The sequence below is a fragment of the Streptococcus mitis bv. 2 str. SK95 genome (genome assembly GCF_000222705.1).
In the GTDB taxonomy this organism is placed as follows: Bacteria; Bacillota; Bacilli; order Lactobacillales; family Streptococcaceae; genus Streptococcus; species Streptococcus mitis_AY.
Window position 1 is genome coordinate 109,409 of sequence record NZ_AFUB01000023.1, and the last position, 14,906, is coordinate 124,314.

19 protein-coding genes are annotated in these 14,906 nt (G+C 41.4%); 3 read left to right on the plus strand and 16 right to left on the minus strand.

Annotated features, from left to right (window positions below; translation table 11 throughout):
- Positions 1-86: 86 nt before the first annotated feature.
- Entirely contained in the window at positions 87-452 is a 366-nt protein-coding gene (locus HMPREF9965_RS05965; protein WP_000525903.1) for a DUF3397 domain-containing protein, read from the plus strand.
- Between the two features lie 110 nt (positions 453-562).
- Here the strand turns inward: HMPREF9965_RS05965 and HMPREF9965_RS05970 are convergent, their stop codons facing one another.
- Positions 563-2,185 carry a putative polysaccharide biosynthesis protein gene (locus tag HMPREF9965_RS05970; protein WP_000064191.1) on the minus strand — a complete coding sequence of 541 codons (1,623 nt, stop codon included), beginning with the start codon at positions 2,183-2,185 and terminating at the stop codon, positions 563-565.
- 105 nt (positions 2,186-2,290) lie between these two features.
- Here HMPREF9965_RS05970 and HMPREF9965_RS05975 point away from each other — a divergent pair, with 105 nt between their 5' ends.
- Positions 2,291-3,736, plus strand: coding sequence for a UDP-N-acetylmuramoyl-L-alanyl-D-glutamate--L-lysine ligase (locus HMPREF9965_RS05975; RefSeq protein ID WP_000590330.1), 1,446 nt, complete (start codon positions 2,291-2,293; stop codon positions 3,734-3,736).
- Positions 3,737-3,772: 36 nt separating this feature from the next.
- Here the strand turns inward: HMPREF9965_RS05975 and HMPREF9965_RS05980 are convergent, their stop codons facing one another.
- From HMPREF9965_RS05980 to HMPREF9965_RS06050, 15 genes are all read right to left on the minus strand, one after another.
- Complete coding sequence (locus HMPREF9965_RS05980) at positions 3,773-3,973, minus strand: CsbD family protein (protein WP_000051180.1); 201 nt, start codon at positions 3,971-3,973, stop codon at positions 3,773-3,775.
- A gap of 101 nt (positions 3,974-4,074) precedes the next feature.
- Positions 4,075-4,725 (minus strand): DUF1803 domain-containing protein, encoded by a 651-nt coding sequence (locus tag HMPREF9965_RS05985; RefSeq protein WP_000614478.1) that lies wholly within the window; start codon positions 4,723-4,725, stop codon positions 4,075-4,077.
- Positions 4,709-5,221 carry a YiiX/YebB-like N1pC/P60 family cysteine hydrolase gene (locus tag HMPREF9965_RS05990; RefSeq protein ID WP_000892230.1) on the minus strand — a complete coding sequence of 171 codons (513 nt, stop codon included), beginning with the start codon at positions 5,219-5,221 and terminating at the stop codon, positions 4,709-4,711. The genes HMPREF9965_RS05985 and HMPREF9965_RS05990 overlap by 17 nt, the downstream gene beginning before the upstream one ends.
- Positions 5,222-5,306: 85 nt before the next feature.
- Positions 5,307-6,242, minus strand: a complete 936-nt coding sequence (locus tag HMPREF9965_RS05995) for a manganese-dependent inorganic pyrophosphatase (RefSeq protein WP_000036062.1) — start codon at positions 6,240-6,242, stop codon at positions 5,307-5,309.
- A gap of 85 nt (positions 6,243-6,327) precedes the next feature.
- The gene (locus HMPREF9965_RS06000) at positions 6,328-6,612 is read right to left on the minus strand and encodes a GIY-YIG nuclease family protein (protein WP_000349630.1); all 285 of its coding nucleotides are present in this window, start codon (positions 6,610-6,612) and stop codon (positions 6,328-6,330) included.
- Positions 6,602-7,348, minus strand: a complete 747-nt coding sequence (locus tag HMPREF9965_RS06005; protein WP_000392506.1) for a tRNA1(Val) (adenine(37)-N6)-methyltransferase — start codon at positions 7,346-7,348, stop codon at positions 6,602-6,604. Before HMPREF9965_RS06005 ends, HMPREF9965_RS06000 begins: the two co-directional genes overlap by 11 nt.
- Before the next feature lie 32 nt (positions 7,349-7,380).
- Positions 7,381-7,740: a S1 RNA-binding domain-containing protein gene (locus HMPREF9965_RS06010; protein WP_000689588.1), complete on the minus strand. Its 360-nt coding sequence runs from the start codon at positions 7,738-7,740 to the stop codon at positions 7,381-7,383.
- A 1-nt stretch (position 7,741) separates the two neighbouring features.
- Positions 7,742-9,142, minus strand: coding sequence for a bifunctional Cof-type HAD-IIB family hydrolase/peptidylprolyl isomerase (locus tag HMPREF9965_RS06015; RefSeq protein ID WP_000338996.1), 1,401 nt, complete (start codon positions 9,140-9,142; stop codon positions 7,742-7,744).
- A gap of 82 nt (positions 9,143-9,224) precedes the next feature.
- Positions 9,225-9,734, minus strand: coding sequence for a GNAT family N-acetyltransferase (locus tag HMPREF9965_RS06020; RefSeq protein ID WP_000858585.1), 510 nt, complete (start codon positions 9,732-9,734; stop codon positions 9,225-9,227).
- A gap of 238 nt (positions 9,735-9,972) precedes the next feature.
- Positions 9,973-10,212 carry a 30S ribosomal protein S18 gene (rpsR, locus tag HMPREF9965_RS06025; protein ID WP_000068664.1) on the minus strand — a complete coding sequence of 80 codons (240 nt, stop codon included), beginning with the start codon at positions 10,210-10,212 and terminating at the stop codon, positions 9,973-9,975.
- Between the two features lie 31 nt (positions 10,213-10,243).
- Positions 10,244-10,714, minus strand: a complete 471-nt coding sequence (ssbA, locus tag HMPREF9965_RS06030; protein ID WP_000609596.1) for a single-stranded DNA-binding protein SsbA — start codon at positions 10,712-10,714, stop codon at positions 10,244-10,246.
- An 11-nt stretch (positions 10,715-10,725) separates the two neighbouring features.
- Positions 10,726-11,016, minus strand: a complete 291-nt coding sequence (rpsF, locus tag HMPREF9965_RS06035) for a 30S ribosomal protein S6 (RefSeq protein WP_001151782.1) — start codon at positions 11,014-11,016, stop codon at positions 10,726-10,728.
- A 148-nt stretch (positions 11,017-11,164) separates the two neighbouring features.
- Positions 11,165-12,508 (minus strand): asparagine--tRNA ligase, encoded by a 1,344-nt coding sequence (gene asnS, locus HMPREF9965_RS06040; RefSeq protein ID WP_000167167.1) that lies wholly within the window; start codon positions 12,506-12,508, stop codon positions 11,165-11,167.
- A gap of 152 nt (positions 12,509-12,660) precedes the next feature.
- Positions 12,661-13,839: a pyridoxal phosphate-dependent aminotransferase gene (locus HMPREF9965_RS06045; protein WP_000777444.1), complete on the minus strand. Its 1,179-nt coding sequence runs from the start codon at positions 13,837-13,839 to the stop codon at positions 12,661-12,663.
- A 9-nt stretch (positions 13,840-13,848) separates the two neighbouring features.
- Positions 13,849-14,325: a DUF5590 domain-containing protein gene (locus HMPREF9965_RS06050; protein WP_000776852.1), complete on the minus strand. Its 477-nt coding sequence runs from the start codon at positions 14,323-14,325 to the stop codon at positions 13,849-13,851.
- Between the two features lie 118 nt (positions 14,326-14,443).
- On the opposite strand from HMPREF9965_RS06050, the gene HMPREF9965_RS06055 reads away from it, so the two are divergent.
- Entirely contained in the window at positions 14,444-14,890 is a 447-nt protein-coding gene (locus HMPREF9965_RS06055) for a MarR family winged helix-turn-helix transcriptional regulator (RefSeq protein WP_000809184.1), read from the plus strand.
- Positions 14,891-14,906 lie beyond the last annotated feature (16 nt).

Here is a 14,906-nt window from a genome sequence, read left to right on the forward strand (position 1 = left end):
CAAAAAACACCCACAATCTCAAAAGCTTGACTTTCCTATAAATTCCCTTGTTTCCCATTTCCTTTAGCGTTTTTTTATGATACAATATGGGTATGACTTTAATGAAAATAGCAGCTACTTTATTGTTGGTATTAACCCTCGTGGTCTCCATCATTGTAACAAAACTTTTTAAACTGAAAAAACTAGGACTGAACTTTGCGGATTTAGCTTTTCCACTTTTGGTATTTGAGTATTATCTTATCACTGCTAAAGCCTTTACCCACAACTTTCTACCGCGACTCGGCGTAGCACTTTCACTCCTAGCAATTCTCCTTGTGGTCTTTTTTCTCATCAAAAAACGAAGTTTTTATTACCCTAAATTTATCAAATTCTTCTGGAGAGCCGGTTTTCTCCTAACTTTAGTAATGTATATCGCTATGATTATAGAGTTGATGATGCTCACATCCCAATAAATCCCTAGAACAATTGATTCTAGGGATTTTAATTTATGAAAATTTAAGTGTCAGCTAACCCAAACACTTAACAAAGGGCCAGCATTCCTTTTAGTTATAAATCTAGTTTGTTAAGATCGTTTAAATCTTGCTCGTAGACGGTCTGCTTGAGGTTTCCCAATAACCTTATCCAATAGGTGAGTGCCAAGACTCATTAAACCATAGAGTCCTCCCCCGAGACCTCCGATGAGGGCTACATAAAGGAAACTCCAGAAGCGTCCCGTTGGTTGGAAGAAAAATCCTAAAATCCACTGTAGAAAACCAACTAAGATAAACATGACCATTGTCAAAATCATAATTAAAATTGTCCGTTTTAAGATAATCTTACGACGTGCACCCGTCACCTGACAAATATCTCGGTACATCAGAACATTTGGAATGATGAGACCGATGGTCGTTGAAATCAAGGGACCGTAACTATGGAAAATGGCAATAGCTGGTAACTGCAAGACTAGCTTAGCAATTGATCCATAGACAAAGTAAAGAACTGCCTTGCGATTGCGGAACATGGCCTGAAGCATAGGAGACAAGACCATATACAAGCCTAAAATAGTAGACTGCAAAACCGCAAAGACAAACAAGCCCATGGCCAGACTATCTGGCTTCCCGTAAAAGACTGTATAGAGAGGCTCCCCTACCATGACGACCCCAACTGTTGCTGGTAAGAGAAACATAAAGAGCATGGTCATACTATCTTGAACCAGGCGAGCAGCGGCTCTCAAATCACCTTTGACATAATTTTCCGTCAAAAGTGGCAAACCGACACTTCCAATCGAGACACCGACAGAAATCAAAATCATGGTGATTTTATTAGGATTGGCAGAGAAATAAGAAAACATGACAACCAAGTCTTCATTGCTGTAGTTGGTAAACCAGGTCATGCTATTGATGAAGGTCATCTGGTCTAAAATCTGGAAGAGCTGGATGGCTGATCCTGTCAGGATAAAGGGAATGGCTTCCTTGATGGTATCAACCAAGAGTCGCTTGCTATTGATCTTATCACGTGTTTCAAATACCTTTTGGAGCAGCCCCTCCTTGGAAAGAAAATAAATCAAGACTGCAAAACTTGCCACCATCCCCACAAAGGCAGCAAAGGTAGACTGAGTAACCGCTGATAAGTAATCACCAGAACCCATCTTCATGATAATAAAAGTAGCCAGCAACATCCAGATAACACGGATCACCTGCTCGGCGATTTGACTCATGGCATAGGGTTTCAGGTTGTTCATCCCTTGGAAGAAGCCCCGGATGACACTCATAGACGGGAAAATCAAGACCGCCCAAGCCAAGCTCTGCATGATGGGAATCAGGTCTTTCCCCACACCTGATAAGTCTGCTAACCAGGGAGAAAAGAGATACAAGACCAAGGCAAAGACTAGACCCAATCCTGTCATAAAACCTAAAAAACTCCGAATCAAGGCAAAGCTATGCTCTTCTTCTCGCATAGTATTGTACTTAGCTACTTGTTTGGCGACCGCAACAGGTATACCCGCTGTCGAAATCAGCAAGAACCAGGCGTAAATATTGTAGCCCATGGTAAAGAGTCCATTTGCCTTGGCAGCATAAGTCCCCATCCAGATATACCAGGGAATAATGTAGATAGCACCAAGGAGGCGACTAATAAAGTTACTAGCTGTTAGCCAAGCAGTCCCTCGCAACATCTGGGCCTGCTGGTGATTGTTTTCGTTAGACATAGCTTCCTCATTCAATTTTGATAACTAGGAAATTTTCCTCATCTTCCATTATAAACTTTTCCTTGTTACTTGTAAAATTCGGGCTTGAAGTTTATAATAGAAAGTATGATTAAGATTGAAACCGTATTAAATATTTTAAAGAAAGATGGCCTTTTTCGCGAGATTATTGACCAAGGTTATTACCACTACAACTACAGCGAAGTTGTTTTTGATAGCATCAGTTACGACAGCAGAAAAGTAAAAGAAGGCACTCTTTTTTTTGCAAAAGGCGCTGCCTTTAAAAAAGAATACCTCATTTCTGCTATAAGCCAAGGCTTAGCTTGGTATGTCGCAGAAAAGGACTACGAAGTCGGTATCCCCGTCATCATTGTGAACGATATCAAAAAAGCCATGAGTTTGATTGCTATGGGATTTTATGGCAATCCACAAGAAAAACTCAAAATTCTCGCCTTCACTGGAACCAAGGGTAAGACAACAGCGGCCTATTTTGCCTATAACATCTTAGCTCAACACCATCGCCCAGCTATGCTGTCTACCATGAATACAACCTTAGATGGTAAGACCTTCTTTAAATCTGCCCTCACAACTCCTGAGAGCATTGATCTCTTTGATATGATGGCTCAGGCTGTTAAGAATGGTAGAACTCATCTCATCATGGAAGTCTCTAGTCAAGCCTATCTTGTCAAACGAGTCTATGGTCTGACTTTTGATGTGGGAGTTTTCCTCAATATCAGCCCTGATCATATCGGACCAATTGAACATCCTAGTTTTGAAGATTACTTCTACCACAAACGTCTCTTGATGAAAAATAGCCGAGCAGTTGTCATTAATAGCGACATGGACCACTTTTCTGTGCTAAAAGAACAAGTTGAACATCAAGAACATGACTTCTATGGCACTCATTCTAGCAACCAAATTGAAAATTCCAAAGCCTTTAGCTTTTCAGCTACAGGTAAACTCGCTGGTGATTATGATATCCAACTCATCGGCCACTTTAACCAAGAAAATGCCGTTGCTGCTGGACTTGCCTGCCTTCGTCTAGGTGCTAGTCTAGAGGACATCAAAAAAGGAATCGCTGCGACCCGAGTTCCTGGACGTATGGAAGTCCTCACGCAGAAAAATGGAGCCAAGGTCTTCATCGACTATGCTCACAATGGAGACAGTCTGAAAAAACTCATCAATGTGGTTGAAACTCATCAAACTGGAAAAATTGCCCTGGTTCTCGGTTCGACTGGAAACAAGGGTGAAAGTCGTCGCAAAGACTTTGGACTCCTTCTCGATCAACACCCTGAGATTCAAGTCTTTCTCACCGCTGATGATCCAAACTATGAAGATCCAATGGCCATTGCAGATGAAATCAGCAACTACATCAATCATCCTGTTGAAAAGATTGCCGATCGCGAACAAGCCATCCAGGTGGCAATGGCTGTTACAAGTCAAGAACTCGATGCCGTGATTATTGCTGGTAAGGGAGCTGATTGTTACCAGATCGTCCAAGGAAAGAAAGAAGACTATCCTGGAGACGCAGCTATCGCAGAACGTTATCTATAAAATCAAAAAATCAAGGGAAGCTTTCCCTTGATTTTTTTAGTCTTCTTTCTTAAATGAGTTTTTAAGACCTTCAACGGCACCTTCTACAGCACCTTTAGCATCTTCAACAACTTCTTTTGCTTTCGCAACTGTTTTTTCTACAGTACCTTCTGCTTCTGTCTTGCTATCGCCAGTAACTCTACCAAATCCTTCTTTGATAGCACCAGTTGCTTGATCCAATTTATTTTCAAGTGACATAGCTCTGTCTCCTTTGCTTTTAATACGATAATGGTTATCGCTTACATTCAGTTTATGCTTATTCTTTAGCAAAGTCAAACAATCTGCTCAAAATGAAACAATTAAGGTAAATAGAAAGTCAACCGTTCCTTGTCGAAATCAACAGCCAACTCATACTTCCCTTCTTCGTTTTGCACAACATAGCCCAAGACGACTAGACTCTCAACGAAGATATCACGGCGTTTCTGTATCAGCTGGTCTTTTTTGAGAAACTTCAGTAAAAAAGTCGTCATATACTTGAGGGCATACTCAGGATTGACATCTCCCAAAATGGCATAAAGTTCCTGCTGTTTTTCTGTCAAAGGATATTGGTGCTTGACCTTGTAGAAATAGTTGGATAGGGTCATCTTTTCTCTTGCAAAGTCCGTAGATTCGACTAAAATGGCTGCATTGGTCTGATTGCGTAATTCTGTCTCAAAACTCTGCTCTAATAAAGCATGATAAACTGGACTATCTTCTCTGACAAAAATTTCTTGGTCAGGGGCTAGATTGTCTATCGATTCTAGAAAAGGGAGGTTGAGTGAATAGCGTTTATTTTCCCTTAGGATCAAACCTGCCTTAATATACTCTTCCATGAGCTTATCAACTGCTACATCTGGAAACTGAGCCTTGATTTCCCTGAGGATTACATCATCATGCTGGTCTAGATAGTCAACCAAATCTATAAAAAATGGTTGTCGAGTCAAACGGGAGGGATTAAAAATCTGAATCATGAAGATTCCTTTCTTTACATTCTAAAAGGGGGGATGCTGCCAACTGGCTGGGATTGGTCCCTGGTTGATTAAGAGGCACAGGAAGTTCGAGTTTCCTGTAATATTCCCTCCAGAAATCACTAATCTCCTGCTCCCCGTCCCCAAATTGCATAGGAATAGTCTCAAAAATAGGAAGAATTTCCGCGATATACTGGGAACAGTAAAAACCAGACCCATCTGGATAAAAAGAGGCATTATAGGGTGCACCTAAACGTTTTCTAGCTCTCTCCTTTACCAAGTCAGCTTCCATCTCTGGATAGTCATAGAGATCGTAGAGATGAGTCGATTCAAAAAAGTCTGCTGGTTCTTGACAGATGACGCCTGCTTGCCCACTAGCATGGTAGATCAAACCATCCAAAAAGATGGCTACATGACTATAGTTCCCAGTAGAAGCCTGGATGGCCTGCCCCATATCTGAAAGATCCTTCACAAAAATCAAATCGCCATTTTCTAACATCTTTCTCTCCTAGAAAAAAAGGAGCCGAGACCCCTTTAGCTATAAGGAAACTAAAGTTTCCTCGTTTCAATTATCACTCAGGAACTTACCCATTAAAGCTTTCAGTCAACTGAGGCACCACTTGTTTCTTACGTGAAACGGCACCTGGAAGGAAAGCGTGGTTGTTTTCAAGTTTGAAGTTAAAGGCTGCTTCGACCTTGTCCATGTTTGACCCAAGAGCAAGGATTTCTGAGTTTGAGTTTACGATGTCTGTAATCATCAAGACAAAGTCAGAGTAGCCATTTGCTGCATTAGCTGCTTGCATTGCTGCTTCGATTTCAGTTTGACGTTCCAAGACTTCAGCAATATCAACTGTATTAACTTGGGCAACACGGACCTTGTTTCCGTTGAGTTCAAAAGTCTTAGCATCGATGTCAATCAATTCTTCAGCAGATTTGCTAGCCAAGTTAGTACCAGCCTTGAGCATAGCAAGACCGTATTCTTCCAAGTTCACGCCTGCTAATTCTGCCAATTCAGGAGCGATGACTTTATCAGATGGGTGAGTTGTTGGTGATTTCAAAAGAAGGGTATCTGAAATCAAACCTGAAAGCATCAAACCTGCGATTTCTTTAGGAACTGCTACACCATGTTCTTTAAACATGCGGTAAACGATAGATGAGGCTGATCCAACTGGTTCCAAACGCATGTAAAGCGGACTTGCAGTTTCAAAGTTAGCCACACGGTGGTGATCCACAACTCCGTAAACTTCTACTTCAGAGATGTCTGATACAGACTGTTGGAATTCATTGTGGTCAGTCAAGATGACTTGTTCTGCACCTTCTGCTTTAGCTGATGTGATAACACGTGGTGCTTTCACACCAAAATAGTTCAAAACGAAGGCTGTTTCTTCGTTTGGAGTACCGAGAGCAACTGCTTCTGTGTCCAATCCATAAGCTTCTTTTGCAAGGTAAGCAAAGGCTACAGATGACCCGATGGCATCTGAGTCTGGATTTTGATGACCAAATACTAGAATCTTAGACATGATAATACCTCTTTAAATTTATTCATCTTATTTTAGCACTTTTTTCCTCTTTTGACAAAAGTAAGAGGAGTAAAAGGACTCCTCATTAGATATCAATATGATTGACTAGATTTTTCTCTTGATTTTCGGATAAAAATCGTTCTTTCTGTGGACGTTTCTTTCGTTTGAGGAGAGCCTCTGCAGACATGGCTTCTTCCTTGCTGGCAAAACCCTCTACATAGATGAGTTTGACTGGCAAGCGTGCTCGGGTATATTTGGCTCCCTTCCCACTATTATGAACGGCAAGGCGCCTCTTCACATCCGTTGTATAGCCCGTATAGTAAGAACCGTCGCGGCACTCCACAACATACATATAGGCCTTATGATCCATAGTAAATCTCTTGAATTTCTGGTGTATAGGAACCATCATCATTGTGAACAATGAGAGGTGGCAAGATCTTAAAGCCACTAGTCGATCCATCCTTGATAGCTTCGATTAAGAGCATATTGGCCTCCTTCTCACGTTTCGGATAGACAAATTGCAAGCGCTTGGGTGCCAAATTGTGGCGTTTGAGCATATCTAGGATATCCAAGAGTCGATCAGGACGATGGACCATGGCCAAACGGCCATTAGACTTGAGAATACTCTGAGCACTTCGACAGATTTCTTCTAGGTTAGTCGTAATTTCGTGTCTGGCCAGAAGGTAGTGCTCACTCTCGTTGAGATTAGAATGCGGATCCACCTTGAAATAAGGTGGATTACACAAAATCATATCTACCTTACTTCCCTGAATGTGGGCAGGCATATTTTTCAAATCATCGCAGATGACTCGCATCTGCTCTTCCAAGCCATTCAACTGAACCGAACGCTCTGCCATATCCGCCAAGCGTTCCTGAATCTCTACAGATAGAATTTTTGCCTTGGTACGACTACTTGCAAAAAGTCCAACTGCACCATTTCCAGCACAAAAGTCCACAATTAAGCCATTTTTAGGAAAGCGAGGAAAGCGTGACAAGAGAACACTATCCACCGAATAGCTAAACACTTCTCTATTTTGGATGATCTTGATATCTGTCGAAAAGAGCTGATTGATTCGCTCTCCTGGTTTTAATAATTGTTCTTCCATATATTGATTTTAAAAATACGAAATCTAATAGACTAGTTTTTCTCTCTCAGATTGTTGAGGGCTTCCTTTGTCCAGATTGGCATCATTCGCCCAAGTGGTGCAAAACCGTGCTTGATACGATCATTTGAAAAACGTCTCCGTCTTGGTAGTTGGTGTTTTTCTTCCTCCAGAGTGCGAATAGATAGACTGGCTTTACCTGAAAATTCGTCTAAATCAACAACCTGAACTTGCACTTCTTCACCAATTTTCAAAACTTCATAGATATTTTCGATAAATCCTGTCCGAATCTCTGAAATATGAATCAGCCCAATCACCCCTGTCTCTAACTCGACAAAGGCACCATAGGGCTGAATTCCTGTAATATGCCCCTTTAGCTTATCACCAATTTTCATCCTAGTCCTCAATTTCAATCGTTTCAATTACTACATCTTCAACCGGCTTGTCCATAGCGCCAGTTTCAACAGCCGCAATGGCATCCAAGACTGCAAAAGATTCTGCATCTACCAACTGCCCGAAAACAGTGTGACGACGGTCAAGGTGAGGAGTTCCACCTTGTTCCGCATAGATTTCTGCAATCGGTTCAGGCCAACCACCACGCGCAATCTCTTTTTTAGAGTATGGCAAGTGTTGGTTTTGCACGATAAAGAACTGGCTACCATTGGTATTTGGACCCGCATTGGCCATAGAAAGAGCACCACGGATATTATAAAGTTCTTCTGAAAATTCATCCTCAAAAGCATCTCCATAGATAGACTCTCCCCCCATACCAGTACCGGTTGGGTCTCCACCTTGGATCATAAAGTCCTTGATAATTCGGTGGAAAATCACACCATCATAGTAACCGTCTTTTGACAGAGCAACAAAGTTGGCTACTGTTTTAGGAGCATGTTCAGGGAAGAGCTTGATACGCAAGTCTCCGTGATTTGTCTTAATAGTCGCTAGAGGACCTTCTACTGTTTCAATGTCTACTTGTGGGAAATGCAATTCTTTTTCTACCATACCAAATCCTTCTAAGGCATCAAAAATGCCATCTTCTTCTACTGTTTTTGTTATATAATCTGCTTTTTCTTTGATCTTTTCGTGGGAAACTCCCATGGCAATACTAATTCCTGCATAATCAAAGAGTTCTAAGTCATTGAGACCGTCTCCAAAGACCATGACATTCTCTGGTTTCAAGCCTAAATGCTCCACCACCTTGGCTACACCTGTGGCTTTTGAACCTGAAATAGGAACGATATCAGATGAATGTTCATGCCAACGCACCATTCGAAGTTTACCTGAGAGACTATCTGGTAGGTGCAAATCATCCCCTTTATCCTCAAAGGTCCACATCTGGTAAATGTCTACTTTTTCATGGAAGTCAGGATCCACGTCCAAGTTCGGGTAAATCGGGTCAATCGCCTCACTGATCAGTTCTGTCCGAGTGGAGAGTTTGGCGTCATGGCTGCCAACCAAACCGTAGTCAATTCCTTCTCGCTTAGCCCAAGAGATATACTCCTCAACATCTGGCCTCTTAATCTGATTTTGATAAATGACATTTCCTTTTTTATCTTCTATATAGGCACCATTCAAGGTTACAAAAAAGTCAGGCTTGAGCTTACGAATCTCTGGAACAACACCAAAAATGCCACGACCAGATGCAATTCCTGTTAAAATTCCTTTTTCACGCAACTGCTTAAAGACAGTAGGAATCGTAGCTGGAATAAAACCTGTCTTTGACGTACGCAGGGTATTATCAATATCAAAAAAGACAATCTTAATCTTCTTTGCCTTGTATTTTAATTTTGCATCCATCTCTCTACCTCTTTCAATCTAACTCTTTCCATTATACCATAAAGTAGAGAAATCCCCTATCTTCAAAGAAATTCACTATCTCTTATTCGAATTTCTTGGATAGGTACAGAACTAAATCATCATTATTTTGAATAGTATCATTCATTTCTAATGGTTGGTTCTGATACCAAACGCCTGAACCATCTGGAATGTAACCCCGTCTGATATACAATCTCTGGGCAGGGCCATACCCTGAATGGAGCCCAACACCAAGGGTCACCTTATCCGATATGAGCTTAACTCGATTTTCAGCTTCTTCCATCAAGAGGTTTCCAATTCCTTGATTTTGAAAGGGTTCAAAGACATTAAAATCTGAGAGTTCTGGATAGATTTCTGCAAAAGGACCCTGCTTGGCAGTTGGTAAAATGGTAATGTAGCCCGCTACAGCACTAGTAAGGTCAGCAATTAACACTTCCCTCTCTCCACTTTCCTGCTCTTTAAAATATCGAGTTAAAATCTCCTCTCTACCTGGCCAACCTTGGCTGATAAATCCTCGAGATAGATCTTTAATGTCAGATTCTTGCATTTTTCTAATTGAACATGTCGTCTTCATAAGTTGCTCCTTTAAAGCTTTCTCCTATCATTATAGCACGATAATTAAAAGAAAAAGACCTAGTAAGGCAAAAGAATCTTACTAGGTCAACAGAGAATTCTGTAAAAGTCTGAAAAAGAGGTCCCCCGGACCGAACTCCCCTTCTCATTTCACAGCTCGTGAAAAAAAGACCCGTTGGGGTCTTAATTCGCTTTCTTGTTTCCGAGCTCATGAAAAAGAGGTCCACTGGACCCCTTTTTTAATCTTCGTTTACGAAAGGCATCAAAGCCATTACGCGAGCGCGTTTGATAGCTGTTGTTACTTTACGTTGGTTTTTAGCTGAAGTTCCTGTTACACGACGAGGAAGGATTTTCCCACGTTCTGAAACGAAACGGCTAAGAAGCTCAGTATCTTTGTAATCAACATATTCAATTTTGTTTGCTGCGATGTAATCAACTTTTTTACGGCGTTTGAATCCGCCACGACGTTGTTGAGCCATGTTTTTTCTCCTTTATAGTATTAATTGTCCATTAGAATGGTAAATCATCATCTGAAATGTCCAATGGATTTGTTGCTCCAAATGGATTTTCAGAACGTGAAAAGTCTGGTACTGGGTTTGCAGGTGCTGATTGACCAGCAGTTGGTGCAGAATAAGCTCCACCTGTATGTCCTTCACGCACTCCGCGGCTTTCCAACATTTGGAAATTCTCAGCCACGACTTCTGTTACGTAGACACGTTGTCCTTGCTGGTTATCGTAACTACGAGTCTGGATACGGCCTGTGATCCCGATAAGAGAGCCTTTTTTAGCCCAGTTAGCAAGATTTTCAGCCTGTTGACGCCACATAACGACATTGATAAAATCAGCCTCACGTTCGCCATTTTGACTCTTAAATGTACGGTTTACTGCAAGAGTAAAAGTCGCAACTGCTACATTTGATGGGGTATAACGCAACTCAGCGTCACGTGTCATACGCCCTACAAGTACAACATTGTTAATCATAATTTACCTTCTTACGCGTCAAGTTTGACGATCATGTGACGAAGAATGTCAGCGTTGATTTTTGAAAGACGGTCAAACTCTTTAAGAGCTGCGTCGTCGTTTGCTTCAACGTTAACGATGTGGTAAAGTCCTTCACGGAAATCTTGGATTTCGTATGCAAGACGACGTTTTTCCCATGATTTTGATTCAACAACAGTTGCACCGTTGTCAGTCAAGATAGAGTCAAAACGTGCTACCAAAGCGTTTTTCGCTTCTTCTTCAATGTTTGGACGAATGATATAAAGAATTTCGTATTTAGCCATTGATATGTTCCTCCTTTTGGTCTAATGACCCCTAGTCTTTGCAAGGGGTAAGTGAGGTTTGCTCACAATTAACTATTATACTAGAAAAACTGATATATAGCAAGATAAAAGTGAAAAAAGAAGATGAAAATATCTTCTTTTTACTAGTTTACGGTTTGATACGGTGCAACATACGTGGGAATGGAATAGCTTCACGGATGTGTTTAGTTCCTGCTGCGAAGGTTACCATACGCTCGATACCGATACCGAATCCTCCGTGTGGTACTGTACCGTATTTACGAAGGTCAAGGTAGAATTCATACTCTGTACGATCCATACCAAGTTCTTCCATCTTAGCGACAAGGGCATCATAGTCCTCCTCACGCATAGAACCACCGATGATTTCTCCATATCCTTCTGGTGCAAGCAAGTCTGCACAAAGCACGCGCTCTGGATTTCCAGGAACTGGTTTCATGTAGAAGGCCTTGATAGCTGCTGGATAGTTCATGACAAATGTTGGCACACCAAAGTGGTTCGAAATCCAAGTTTCGTGTGGTGAACCAAAGTCATCTCCATGCTCAAGATGCTCGTAGTCAGCATCTTCATCATTTTCATGCTCTTGCAAGAGGTCAATGGCTTGATCGTAAGTGATACGTTTGAATGGCTCAGCAATGTAGCGTTTCAAAAGCTCTGTATCACGTTCCAAGGTTTCCAAGGCTTGAGGCGCACGGTCAAGAACACCCTGAAGAAGAGCTTTTACATAAGCTTCTTGCAAGTCAAGTGATTCATCGTGTGTCAAGTAGGAGTACTCAGCATCCATCATCCAGAACTCAGTCAAGTGACGGCGTGTTTTTGATTTTTCAGCACGGAATACTGGACCAAAGTCAAAGACACGGCCAAGAGCCATAGCTCCTGCTTCTAGGTAAAGCTGACCTGATTGGCTCAAGTAGGCTGGTGTTCCAAAGTAATCTGTTTCAAAGAGTTCTGTTGAATCTTCTGCTGCGTTTCCTGAAAGAATAGGGCTATCAAACTTCATGAAGCCGTTCTTGTCGAAAAACTCATAAGTTGCATAGATGATTGCATTACGGATTTGCATCACAGCCACCTGCTTACGAGAACGGAGCCACAAGTGACGGTTGTCCATCAAGAAGTCTGTTCCGTGTTCTTTTGGAGTGATTGGGTAGTCTTGAGATTCACCGATCACTTCGATGTCTGTGATATCGAGTTCATAGCCAAACTTAGAACGTTCGTCTTCTTTGACAATCCCTGTCACATAAACAGACGTTTCTTGGCTTAGGCGTTTAATCGTATCAAACTTCTCTAGACCCATTTCCTCACCAAACTTTTCAATAAAGTTTGGTTTAAAGGCAACTCCTTGGAAAAAGGCAGTTCCATCACGTAATTGCAAGAAGGCAATTTTCCCTTTTCCAGATTTGTTGGCAACCCAGGCTCCGATGGTCACTTCTTGATCAACGTAGTCTTTTACTTCGATGATTGTTACACGTTTTGTCATAATCTATCTTCCTTTTTTCGTTTAACTTGTCCGAAGACATCATTACCCACTATTTTACCATAAATAGATTGCGATAGCTAGGTTTGACTAGAGAAAATTCATGAGATTTTCGATACAAAAAATCTTCGCTAAAAAGGCGAAGATTCTAAGTTTTATTTTTCCATAAATTGATGCAAACGGCGAATAGCTTCTTTTAATGTATCTAAGTCTGTGGCATAGCTGAGACGGACATTTTCTGGTGCTCCAAATCCAGCTCCTGTAATCAAGGCAAGACCGACTTCTTCAAGAATAGCCGTTGTAAACTCTGTCACATCGGTATAACCCTTCATTTCCATCGCTTTTTTAACATTTGGGAAGAGATAGAAGGCTCCTTGGGGCTTGACAACTTCAAATCCTGGGACTTGGCACAAGAGTGGATAAATGGTATTCAAACGTTCTTCAAAGGCTTGGCGCATGGTTTCAACAGAGTCTTGCGGTCCAGTTAGGGCTTCAATGGTAGCATATTGTGATACAGCAGTCAGGTTGGAGGTTGTTTGACCTGTTAGTTTGCTCATGGCAGCAATAATTTCAGGATTTCCCACAGCATAACCTACCCGCCAACCAGTCATGGCATAGGCCTTGGATACACCGTTAATCACGATAGTTTGCCTGCGAATAGCTTCTGACAAACTAGAGATTGGAACAAACTCATTCCCGTTATAAACCAGACGTCCATAAATATCATCTGCTAGGATAAGGACATCATGCGTAACAGCCCAATTTCCGATAGCCAAGAGTTCCTCACGAGAGTAAATCATACCGGTCGGATTCGATGGTGAATTGAGAACCAAGACCTTGGTCTTATCTGTTCGGGCTGCTTCTAGCTGCTCTACTGTTACTTTAAAGTGATTGTCTTCCTTGGCCTGGACAAAGACTGGCACTCCTTCTGCCATTTTGACTTGGTCTCCATAGCTGACCCAGTATGGTGTAGGGATGATGATCTCATCACCTGGATTGACCACAGCCATAAAGAAGGTGTAGAGAGAGAACTTAGCACCAGTGGCAAAGGTAACCTCGTTGGCTGCTACAGAATACCCATAGTAGCGTTCAAAATAGGTATTAACCGCCGCTTTTAACTCTGGTAGGCCTGAAGCAACTGTATAAAAGGAAGCTCGTCCATCTCGAATCGCTTCTACCGCTGCATCCTGAATGTTTTCAGGAGTATGAAAATCAGGCTGTCCCAAGGTTAAAAAAAGAACATCCTTTCCCTGAGCTTTTAATGCCTTGGCTCTTGCATCACTGGCTAGAGTGACGCTTTCTTCCATTTCTAGTACACGTTTGGATAGTTTCATATGTCCTCCTTATCGGATCACTGCTCCTGTTTCAAAGTCGACCAGATAGTACTGGTTTCCTGACTTAACTTCCCAAATCGACTTGTCCTGATAGCGACCAAAGGTGACTTTGTCAATGTCGCTAGCTCCTTTTTCTCTCGAAATCGTCGCTGCCTTGTCTTGAGAAATCCCCTTATCTAGCTGATAAACGTAAATCTTGTGGTCATTCTTTTCAATCAGTACGGCAATGGCCTCTTGCTTTTTATTATGTCCCAGAACGCTGTAATAACCTTCGAGTCCATTATAAAAATCAACCTGATCCGCCTTTTCCAATTCTGCATACTGCTTGGCTAGTTTTTCTCCTTCAACTCTAGCATCTTGATAGGGTTTCATACTGAGAGATATCAGATAAAGAAAGGAGGTCGTCATGACTAGTAGTACCAGAGCAATGCCGATTCCATACTGTAAAAGTAGCTTGTTTTTTGCTTTTTTCTGTCTTAGTTTCACTCGTCTATTTTACCATCTCTCCTCTTTTATTACAAGTGAAGACAGGAACATTCTAAGATTCTTTTCCTATAAAATATAAGTTCTTGTTTTTCTCTCTCATTATTGATAAAATAGCCTTATGAAACAACATTTAAAAGAGAAAATTTCCGATAATCAATTAGATTTAAAAACAGCTATCGTCCTCAATAAGGCCATACGAACTTTTAAACCATATGAAGCCAAGGCTGCCAAAGAACACGGGCTAACACCCACTCAATTTTCAGTTTTGGAAACTCTCTACAGCAAGGGGGAACTACGCATTCAGGATTTGATTGAAAAAATGCTAGCCACTTCTGGAAACATGACTGTTGTCATTCGAAATATGGTTCGAGATGGATGGATTTCTAGAACTTGTGACCCAAAAGATCGTCGCTCCTTTTTCCTGAAATTAACACCTGCAGGACGCAGAAAAATCGAAGAGGTTCTTCCTGATCATATTGATTCTATCGTAGAAGCACTCAGCATCTTGGAAGATGGCGAAAAGGAAGACTTAATCCGCATTTTAAAAAAATTTAAACATTTGTGAGCAAAATTATTGCTAA

Coding starts and splice junctions, on each gene's coding strand:
- HMPREF9965_RS05965 (WP_000525903.1), top strand. CDS start 87: ATGGGTATGACTTTAATGAAAATAGCAGCTACTTTATTGTTGGTATTA.
- HMPREF9965_RS05970 (WP_000064191.1), bottom strand. CDS start 2,185: ATGTCTAACGAAAACAATCACCAGCAGGCCCAGATGTTGCGAGGGACT.
- HMPREF9965_RS05975 (WP_000590330.1), top strand. CDS start 2,291: ATGATTAAGATTGAAACCGTATTAAATATTTTAAAGAAAGATGGCCTT.
- HMPREF9965_RS05980 (WP_000051180.1), bottom strand. CDS start 3,973: ATGTCACTTGAAAATAAATTGGATCAAGCAACTGGTGCTATCAAAGAA.
- HMPREF9965_RS05985 (WP_000614478.1), bottom strand. CDS start 4,725: ATGATTCAGATTTTTAATCCCTCCCGTTTGACTCGACAACCATTTTTT.
- HMPREF9965_RS05990 (WP_000892230.1), bottom strand. CDS start 5,221: ATGTTAGAAAATGGCGATTTGATTTTTGTGAAGGATCTTTCAGATATG.
- HMPREF9965_RS05995 (WP_000036062.1), bottom strand. CDS start 6,242: ATGTCTAAGATTCTAGTATTTGGTCATCAAAATCCAGACTCAGATGCC.
- HMPREF9965_RS06000 (WP_000349630.1), bottom strand. CDS start 6,612: ATGGATCATAAGGCCTATATGTATGTTGTGGAGTGCCGCGACGGTTCT.
- HMPREF9965_RS06005 (WP_000392506.1), bottom strand. CDS start 7,348: ATGGAAGAACAATTATTAAAACCAGGAGAGCGAATCAATCAGCTCTTT.
- HMPREF9965_RS06010 (WP_000689588.1), bottom strand. CDS start 7,740: ATGAAAATTGGTGATAAGCTAAAGGGGCATATTACAGGAATTCAGCCC.
- HMPREF9965_RS06015 (WP_000338996.1), bottom strand. CDS start 9,142: ATGGATGCAAAATTAAAATACAAGGCAAAGAAGATTAAGATTGTCTTT.
- HMPREF9965_RS06020 (WP_000858585.1), bottom strand. CDS start 9,734: ATGAAGACGACATGTTCAATTAGAAAAATGCAAGAATCTGACATTAAA.
- rpsR (WP_000068664.1), bottom strand. CDS start 10,212: ATGGCTCAACAACGTCGTGGCGGATTCAAACGCCGTAAAAAAGTTGAT.
- ssbA (WP_000609596.1), bottom strand. CDS start 10,714: ATGATTAACAATGTTGTACTTGTAGGGCGTATGACACGTGACGCTGAG.
- rpsF (WP_001151782.1), bottom strand. CDS start 11,016: ATGGCTAAATACGAAATTCTTTATATCATTCGTCCAAACATTGAAGAA.
- asnS (WP_000167167.1), bottom strand. CDS start 12,508: ATGACAAAACGTGTAACAATCATCGAAGTAAAAGACTACGTTGATCAA.
- HMPREF9965_RS06045 (WP_000777444.1), bottom strand. CDS start 13,839: ATGAAACTATCCAAACGTGTACTAGAAATGGAAGAAAGCGTCACTCTA.
- HMPREF9965_RS06055 (WP_000809184.1), top strand. CDS start 14,444: ATGAAACAACATTTAAAAGAGAAAATTTCCGATAATCAATTAGATTTA.